This is a genomic window from Halomonas sp. 328, from assembly GCF_015645095.1.
GTDB lineage: Bacteria > Pseudomonadota > Gammaproteobacteria > Pseudomonadales > Halomonadaceae > Bisbaumannia.
Map to the genome: position 1 here is coordinate 1 of NZ_JADOTW010000057.1, position 8,094 is coordinate 8,094.

General features: G+C 70.8%; 9 protein-coding genes. All 9 read left to right on the forward strand.

Annotated features, from left to right (window positions below; genetic code table 11):
• A partial coding sequence (locus IHD13_RS17695) for an ABC transporter substrate-binding protein (RefSeq protein WP_230086404.1) occupies window positions 1-1,406 on the forward strand: 1,406 nt, incomplete at its 5' end.
• Window positions 1,394-2,374, forward strand: a complete 981-nt coding sequence (locus tag IHD13_RS17700; protein WP_326838388.1) for an ABC transporter permease — start codon at window positions 1,394-1,396, stop codon at window positions 2,372-2,374. The genes IHD13_RS17695 and IHD13_RS17700, both read left to right, overlap by 13 nt.
• Complete coding sequence (locus tag IHD13_RS17705) at window positions 2,371-3,198, forward strand: ABC transporter permease (protein ID WP_195862356.1); 828 nt, start codon at window positions 2,371-2,373, stop codon at window positions 3,196-3,198. Before IHD13_RS17700 ends, IHD13_RS17705 begins: the two co-directional genes overlap by 4 nt.
• Complete coding sequence (locus tag IHD13_RS17710; RefSeq protein WP_195862357.1) at window positions 3,195-4,637, forward strand: ABC transporter ATP-binding protein; 1,443 nt, start codon at window positions 3,195-3,197, stop codon at window positions 4,635-4,637. Before IHD13_RS17705 ends, IHD13_RS17710 begins: the two co-directional genes overlap by 4 nt.
• A gap of 121 nt (window positions 4,638-4,758) precedes the next feature.
• Window positions 4,759-5,172: a hypothetical protein gene (locus IHD13_RS17715; protein ID WP_195862358.1), complete on the forward strand. Its 414-nt coding sequence runs from the start codon at window positions 4,759-4,761 to the stop codon at window positions 5,170-5,172.
• Window positions 5,172-6,380, forward strand: coding sequence for a PqqD family protein (locus IHD13_RS18510; RefSeq protein WP_195862359.1), 1,209 nt, complete (start codon window positions 5,172-5,174; stop codon window positions 6,378-6,380). Before IHD13_RS17715 ends, IHD13_RS18510 begins: the two co-directional genes overlap by 1 nt.
• Window positions 6,381-6,483: 103 nt before the next feature.
• Window positions 6,484-6,792 carry a hypothetical protein gene (locus IHD13_RS17725; protein WP_195862360.1) on the forward strand — a complete coding sequence of 103 codons (309 nt, stop codon included), beginning with the start codon at window positions 6,484-6,486 and terminating at the stop codon, window positions 6,790-6,792.
• Window positions 6,793-6,891: 99 nt separating this feature from the next.
• On the forward strand, window positions 6,892-7,311 hold the full coding sequence (locus tag IHD13_RS17730; protein ID WP_195862361.1) for an STAS/SEC14 domain-containing protein: 420 nt from the start codon (window positions 6,892-6,894) through the stop codon (window positions 7,309-7,311).
• A gap of 218 nt (window positions 7,312-7,529) precedes the next feature.
• Entirely contained in the window at window positions 7,530-8,060 is a 531-nt protein-coding gene (locus tag IHD13_RS17735) for a M48 family metalloprotease (protein WP_195862362.1), read from the forward strand.
• Window positions 8,061-8,094: the final 34 nt, after the last annotated feature.

The following is an 8,094-nucleotide window of genomic DNA, read 5'->3' on the forward strand; positions in this document are numbered from 1 at the left end:
CGGGGTACATTTTCGCCCGCATGGGCATCGCCGAGACCCTGGTGGAGGTGGACGCCGAGGGACGCCAGGCGCCAGGGCTGGCCAGCGACTGGATGGTCGACGAGGCGGGCCTTAGCTGGCGTTTCGCCCTACGTGAGGGCGTCGTCTTCCATGACGGCTCGCCGCTGACCGCCGAAGCGGTGGCCAGCAGCCTGCGCCACGCCTGGGTCAAGCCGGGCATGCTGAGCTCGGCGCCGATCGCCGCCATCGAGGCCGATGGCGATGCCGTGGTGATCAGTCTGGAGGCGCCCTTCGCACCGCTGCCGGCGCTGCTTGCCCACTCCACCACCCAGATCCTGGCCCCCGCCGCCTACGCGGAAGACGGCCGGGTCACGGCGATGATCGCCACCGGGCCCTATCGGCTGACGGAGCTGGCGCCGCCCCAGCGCCTCAGCGCCGAGCGCTTCGCCGACTACTGGGGCGCGACCCCGGCCATCGAGAGCGTCAGCTACCTGGCGGTGGGGCGCGGCGAGACCCGCGCCCTGATGGCCGAGAGCGGCGACGCCGATATCGTCTTCACCCTGGATCCCGCCAGCCGCGGGCGCCTGGCCCGCCAGGATCGCCTCAGCCTGCACGCCGAGCCGCTGCCGCGCACCATCGTGCTCAAGGTCAACGCCGGCCACCCCTTCCTGGCCGACGAGGAGGCCCGTCGCGCCCTGAGCCAGGCCATCGATCGCCGCGGTATCGCCGCCGGCCTGCTGCGCGACCCGGACGCCGCCGCCGCGGAGCTCTTCCCGGCGAGCCTCGGGCCCTGGCACCTGGGGGTGGACGACGACGCCAGTGGCGACCTGGCCGCGGCCCGGGGGCTGCTCGAAGCCCTGGGCTGGGAGGCCAATGGCCAGGGGCCGCGGGTGCGCGACGGCGAGCCCCTGCGCCTGACCCTGACCACCTTCGCCGACCGTCCCGAGCTGCCACTGGTGGCCACCGCCCTGCAGGATCAGTGGCGCGACCTGGGGGTGGAACTCGAGGTGGCGGTGACCAACGCCAGCGCCATTCCCTCCGGCCACCGGGACGGCAGCCTGGAGCTGGGCCTGGCGGCGCGCAACTATGGCCTGGTGCCCGACCCCCTGGGCACCGTCCTGGACGACTTCGGTGGCGATGCCCAGAACCCGGGCGGCGACTGGGGCGCCATGAACTGGTGGGATGCCGATGTCTCGGCCTGGCTCGAGACCCTGCGCCATGAGGCCGACCCGGCGACCCGGGACGAACTGGCCGGCCGGGTGGCCACGCGCCTGAACGAGGTCATGCCGGTGATTCCGGTGGCCTGGTACCAGCAGACCGCGGCGGTGAATGCCGCACTGGAAGGCTTCTCCATCGACCCGCTGGAACGCAGCTATCGCCTGGAGGAACTCTCGTGGACGCCATAAGCTCCCGGCGCTTCCCGGCCCTGGCCGGCGGCCTGGGCCGGGTGCTGTTGCCGCGCCTGTTCCAGGCCGGCCTGGTGGCCTGGCTGGTGGGTACCCTGACCTTCGTGCTGACCCGCACCCTGCCCGGCGACATGGCCTATCGCATCGCCGCCGGGCGCTACGGTCACGACATGGTCAACAGCGCCGCCGCCGAGGCGGTACGCGCCGAGCTGGCCCTCGACCAGCCGGCGTTGCTGGCCTACCTGCACTGGCTGGGCGACCTGCTGCGCCTCGACCTGGGGAATTCCCTGGTCAGCGGCGAGCCAGTGATCCATGAGCTGAGCCACCAGCTCGGCCACTCCCTGGGGCTGGCGATGGTGGCGGTGCTGCTGTCGCTGCTGCTGGGTCCGCCCCTGGGCCTGGCCGCGGGGCTGCGCCCCGGCGGCTGGTGGGACCGTGTCAGCGAGGGGCTGGCCAGCCTGCTGAGGGCGTTGCCGCCCTTCGCCCTGGGGCTGCTGCTGATCCTGCTCTTCTCGGTGAGCCTGGGCTGGTTGCCCGCCGCCGGCCATGGCCGCACCGCCCATTTCGTGCTGCCGGCGCTGACCCTGGCCCTGGCGCTGGCCGCGGTCTCCAGCCGGGTGGCCCGCAACGCCATGGTCGAGGTCTCCGGCTCCGCCTACTACGCCTTCTCGCGCACCAAGGGGCTGGGCGAGCGCCTCAGCTTCCTGCGCCATGGCCTGCGCAACGCCGCGGTGCCCATCGTCGCCTACCTGGGGGTGCAGTTCGTCTACCTGATCGAGGGCGTGGTGGTGGTGGAGACCCTGTTCGCCTGGCCCGGCATCGGCCATGCCCTGGTGCATGCCATCGTCGCCCGGGACGTGCCGATGATCCAGGGCACCGCCCTGGTGATGGGGCTGATGTTCGTGGCCCTCAACACCGGGGTGGACCTGCTCTGCCATGGCCTCGACCCGAGGAGGCGCCAGTCATGAGTGCGACGACGCTGTTTACCGCGGGCCGCGCCGGGCGGCGCCGCCTCGCCACCCGCCAGCGCCTGGGCCTCGGCCTGCTGGGACTGCTGCTGGCCATCGCCTGGCTGACCCCCTGGCTGCATGACGCCGACCCGGCCCGGCAGCAGCTCGTCCGCATCCTCGAGCTGCCGTCGCTGGTCGCGCCCCTGGGCACCGATCACCTGGGCCGCGACTTGCTGGCGCGCACCGCCGCCGCCCTGCGCCTGTCGCTGGGCATGGCGCTGCTCAGCGTGATCAGTGCCGCCGTGCCGGGCATCCTGCTGGGGGTGATCGCCGGCTGGCGGGGTGGCTGGGTCGACCGGGTGCTGGGTAGCCTGGCCGATGCCTGCCTGGCCCTGCCGGGGCTGCTGCTGGTGCTGCTGCTGGTAGCCATCGCCCCCGGCAACTTCTGGGCCCTCTACGTGGGCATCGCCCTGGTGTTGTGGATCGAGTACTTCCGGGTGGTGCGCGCCCGCACCCGGGTGCTGGTGGCCTCGCCGCAGCTTCAGGCCAGCCGGCTGCTGGGCTTCGGCCCCGGCTACCTGTTCCGCCGCCATCTGTGGCCGGAGCTGGCCCCCCAGGTGCTGACCCTGGCCGCCTTCGGTGCCGCCAGCGCCATCCTGGCCATGGCCGCCCTGGGCTTCGTCAGCGTCGGCCTGCGCCCGCCCACCGCCGAGCTGGGGCTGATGATGACCGAGCTGTTGCCCTACTACCATGAGGCGCCCTGGGCCATGGCCCAGCCGATCCTGGCGCTCTGCCTGCTGGTACTGAGCCTTAACCTGCTGGCCGGAAAGGACCCGAGATGAGCGATTCCCTGCTGGAGGTCAGCGCGCTGACCATTCGTGGCGAGGGGGTGACCATCGCCCCCGTCGACTTCTCCCTGGCCCGCGGCGGCCGCCTCACCCTGCTGGGCGAGACCGGCTCCGGCAAGAGCCTGATCGCCCAGGCCATCATGGGCACCCTGCCCAAGGGGCTGAGCGCCCGGGGCGAGCTCACTATCGAGGGTGACGGCTTCGCCGCCGCTGAGGGGGCCGCACGACGCGCCCTCTGGGGGCGGCGCCTGGCACTGCTGCCCCAGGAGCCCTGGCACGCCCTGGACCCCACCATGCGCGCCGGCGCCCAGGTGGCGGAGAGCCACCGTTATTTGCGTGGTCTGGGGCGCCGCCGGGCCCGCGAGGCGGCCCTTCACGACCTGGCCGGGCTGGGTCTGGCAGGCGCCGAGGCTCGGCTGCCCGGTGAACTCTCCGGGGGCATGGCCCAGCGGGTCGCCTTCGCCGCGGCCAGCGCCGGCGGTGCCCCCATCGTGATCGCCGACGAGCCCACCAAGGGCCTCGACGCCCCGCGGCGCGATGCCGTGGTCAAGTTGCTGGCCGGCACCCCGGAGCGGGGTGGGGCCCTGTTGACCATCACCCACGATATCGAGGTGGCCCGACGCCTGGGCGGCGAGGTGATCGTCCTGCGCCAGGGCCGGGTAGTGGAGCGCGGCCCCGCCGAGCAACTGCTGAGCGCGCCGCGCAGCGACTACACCCGGCAGCTGCTGGATGCCGAACCGGCCCGCTGGCCGGCGCCTCCGCCGCCCCCCGCCACGGCCGAGGAGCCCGTCGTCGAGGCCCGAGGGCTGGCCAAGTGGCGCGGTGGTCGCGAGCTGTTTTGCGACCTGGACCTGAGCCTGCGACCCGGCGAGATCGTCGGCGTAGTGGGTCCCTCGGGCTGTGGCAAGAGCACCCTGGGCGACCTGTTGCTGGGCCTGGCCGAGCGGGACTGCGGTGAGATCTGGCGCGCCCCGGGCCAGCGCCTGGCCTTCCAGAAGCTCTACCAGGACCCGCCGGCGGCCTTCTCGCCCCACTGGACCCTGGCCCGGCTCTTGGAGGATCTGGTGCGTCGCCATCGCCTGGATCGCGACGCCATCGCCCCGCTGATGGCGCGCCTGGGCCTGGATCCGGCCCTGCTGGCGCGCCGCCCCGGCGAGATCTCCGGCGGCGAGCTGCAGCGCTTCGCCATCCTGCGGGTCCTGCTGATGGAGCCGCGCTTCCTGTTCGCCGACGAGCCCACCTCGCGGCTCGATCCCATCACCCAGCGCGATACCCTGGCCCTGCTGGTGGAGCTGGCCCGGGAACGCCACTGCGCGGTGATGCTGGTCAGCCACGACCCGGCCTTGATCGAGCGGGTCTGCGACCAGCGCCTGGTGCTGGGCGGCGAGGAGGCCGAGCGCGTGCCGGAGGATCTCGCCGCCCTGGCGGTCTAGCCGGACCGTCGCCGGTGGGCAACACCCGAGGAATAAATCGGCAAGGGGCGTTCGGTACTGGAGGCTAGCGGCGGGCCAGGGGTAGTCTGAACGGTGTTCGATAACCCGGGAGGAAGCCCCCATGACGGCCCCAGACTCCACCCCATCCGGCGACCAGGCCAAGCGCCGGCAGCGTCGCAAGCTGCTGGCCACCCTGGGCCTGGGACTCACCGGCGCCTATGTGGCGCCCACCCTGTTCAGCCTCGGCCAGGCCCAGGCCTGGGACGGGCGGGGGCGCCGCCGCTCGCGGCCCAGCCGCCCCCGCTATTCGCGCCCCAGTTATTCCCGTCCCAGCTATTCACGGCCCAGCTATTCACGGCCCAGCCGCTATCATGGCCAGCGTCGCGGCAAGCGCGACCGGCGCTACGAGGATCGCCGCTACTGGGGACGCGACGAGCGCTATGACCGCCATGTCTACCGGCGGGTCGAGGACTATCGCGATGACCCGGCGCGGCTGGTGGAGGATCTGATCTTCGGCCCGCCCGGACGCTGGTAATGGCGGCCCAGGATCTTTCGCTGCCCGGCCTGGGGTGCTGCCTGCGCCTGGTGAACGCCCCCGAGGTGGCCCGGGCCCTGGCCACGGCCCTGCCGGGCTGGCCCATCGCCGCCCGCCCGGCCCGGGGCAGTGCCCCGGCGATTCGTCTCTATCGCTGCGGCGACGGCTATCGCCAGTACGCCCCGGAACTGCCCACGGGGCTCGACCTGCCCACGGTGATGGCGGCGGTCTGCAGCCTGATCGCCGACCTCGCCGGCGAGGCCCTGGCCAGCGATCCCCACCTGCTCGGCCTGCATTGCGGCAGCGTGGAGATCGAGGGGCGACTGGTGATCTTTCCCGAGGCCCACCGGGCCGGCAAGAGCACCCTGAGCGTGGCCTTCGCCGCCGCGGGCTATCGGGTCTTCGGCGACGACGTCCTGGGCCTGACGCCCGCCGGCGAGGGCATGGCCCTGGGCATCGCCCCACGACTGCGCCTGCCCCTGCCCGAGATCCTGCCCCCCGAGCTGGTGGACTATATCCACCGTCAGGCTGGTCCCGAGGATGCCCACTACCGCTATGTGATCCCCGAGGCCGAGGAGCGGGCCGCCCATGGCGAGACCCGCCCGCTGGGGGCCATCGTCCTGCTGGAACGGGACGCCGGACTCACTGCCCCCGAGGTGGTCCGGCTCGCCCCCGGGGAGGGGCTGGTCCAGTTGCTGACCCAGAACTTCGCCTATGACCTCACCCACGAGGCGCTGATGCCGCGGCTGGTTCCGCTGATGGAGCGGCTGCCCTGCCTGCTGCTGCGCTATTCCGAGCCCCTGGCCGCGGCCCGCGAGCTGGCCAGGGTGCTTAGGACCCCCGAGGCGGGCGAGACCACTTCGATGGCCGAGACGGCGCGTATGACGCCATGCCATGGCGTCGCTCTCCAGGGGGCCGGGTGTTGGCGCGCCTCGCCGAATGCCAGCGCCCATCCGCTGGGCGACGAGCTCTTCCTGATCCACCGCCCCAGCGGTGCCATCCATCGCCTCAACGCCACCGGCCACGCCGTCTGGGCCCTGCTGGCCGAGGAAGCGCTTACCCTCGACGAACTCACCGACTGCCTGGCCGAGCACTTTGCCCAGCCCCGCGCACCCCTCACCCGCGACCTGCAGACCCTGCTGGGCGGCCTCCTCGAGGCCGGCCTGGTGATACCCGCCGCGGCCAGCTCCCTCGACGCCATCGGCTGATTCCTCCTCCCCGGGAACCCTATCGCTGCGTCCCGCGTCCTGGCCAAGCCGGGGCGTGGGCTTGGCCTGCCCCGGCAATCCAGGCCAAGGGGAGGACAACGTCATGATCGTGGCACGTTGGTATTGCCAGGCCCGCTTCGGGCACAAGCAGGAGTTGATCGACAAGACCCGGGAGTGGTGGGCCACCATCGGCCGGGAGCTCGGCCAGACCGACTACACCATCACCACCGGCAGCGTCGGTGCCCTGGAGTCGTTGGTCGTCGTGGACCTGCGGGTAGCGGACATGGCCGAACTCAGCGCCCAGTGGGAAAAGCTCGCTCAGCGCGAGGATCACCGAGCATGGGGCAAGGCGATCGAGCCGCTGGTGGTCAGCGGCTCCACCCGTTGGGAGCTCTATCGGATCATCGATTGAGGTTGGCATCGCGCCAGGGAAGGCACGTTCGCCCCGGGAGTCGGTCACGACCGGCTATGCTGAAAGCGAGCGAGCCCGTACGACCCAAGGAGAGCCTCCATGTTGGAATTTATTTCCCACCCGGCGGAGCATGTCGTGGCCATCAAGATCGGCGGTGTGGTCACCGCCTCGGAGCTGCAGCAGGCCATCGATGCCATCGAGACCGCCAAGCGCAGTCACCCCAGGATCAGCATGCTGGCCGAGCTCGATGACATGCGCTGGATGACCCTGACCGCCCTGCTCAAGGACATCGGCTATGGCCTGACCCAGCTCGGTGACCTCAAGCGCTACCACCGCGCCGCCGTGATCACCGACAAGGAGTGGATCAAGCATATCGCCCACCTGGAGGACCGGCTGTTCAAGGCCATGGAGATCCGTACCTTCCCCAGCCACGACTACGCCGCCGCCATGCAGTGGGTCGGCGAGCTACCCAAGGGCGCCCATGAAAACCCCGAGGAAGACGGCTATCACGGTGCCTGAGGGGTGAGCCATTACCCGAAATTACATTAAATTAGAATGCTGCGCTTTAAGACCGAGTCCATCACTCTATGGCCCGTTCGGCGCGCCTGCTCTAGCGATCGGGGGGATTCCCGAGACACCATTCTCGATATGGCAGGCCGTGCCGGAGACGGTATCGCCGTCGCCAGCCGTACTGGCTGGCAGGGAGATATAGACAATCATCAACAAGGACGATGGCCATGCGCTTCCGCACGACTCTTACCGCCGCTGCCCTGTGCAGCACCACCTTTCTCGCCGGTTGTGAAACCCTTTCGACCGATGCCATGCTGCAGGCCGGCATGACCTCCATGCAGGCCGCCACCCTGAGTGACGAGGAAGTCAGGAGCATGTCGGATCAGGCCTGTGCACAGATGGACGCCGAGGCTCGGATCGCCAGCCCCGACTCGGTCTATGGCCAGCGCCTGGCAAGCATTGCCAGCAACCTCGGCGACCAAATCGATGGCATTCCGGTCGACTACAAGGTCTACCTGATCGATGAGCCCAATGCCTGGGCCATGGCCAATGGTTGTGTGCGCGTCTATAGCGGCCTGATGGACATGATGACCGACAATGAGGTCGAAGGTGTCCTGGGCCATGAGCTGGGCCACGTGGCGCTGGGGCATAGCAAGACGACCATGCAGACGGCCTATGCCGCCTCTGCCGCACGCGGTGCCCTGGCGTCTTCCAGTAATCCCGCCTTATTCACGAAGGTACCGAATCGCGCGTTATGACCCCATGGCTTGTCGGCTGCGCTTGCCACCAGCA

Excerpts from the sequence above, each read along its gene's own strand:
- IHD13_RS17705 (WP_195862356.1), top strand. The coding sequence starts at position 2,371 with ATGAGTGCGACGACGCTGTTTACCGCGGGCCGCGCCGGGCGGCGCCGC.
- IHD13_RS17715 (WP_195862358.1), top strand. The coding sequence starts at position 4,759 with ATGACGGCCCCAGACTCCACCCCATCCGGCGACCAGGCCAAGCGCCGG.
- IHD13_RS17735 (WP_195862362.1), top strand. The coding sequence starts at position 7,530 with ATGCGCTTCCGCACGACTCTTACCGCCGCTGCCCTGTGCAGCACCACC.
- IHD13_RS17730 (WP_195862361.1), top strand. The coding sequence starts at position 6,892 with ATGTTGGAATTTATTTCCCACCCGGCGGAGCATGTCGTGGCCATCAAG.
- IHD13_RS18510 (WP_195862359.1), top strand. The coding sequence starts at position 5,172 with ATGGCGGCCCAGGATCTTTCGCTGCCCGGCCTGGGGTGCTGCCTGCGC.
- IHD13_RS17710 (WP_195862357.1), top strand. The coding sequence starts at position 3,195 with ATGAGCGATTCCCTGCTGGAGGTCAGCGCGCTGACCATTCGTGGCGAG.
- IHD13_RS17725 (WP_195862360.1), top strand. The coding sequence starts at position 6,484 with ATGATCGTGGCACGTTGGTATTGCCAGGCCCGCTTCGGGCACAAGCAG.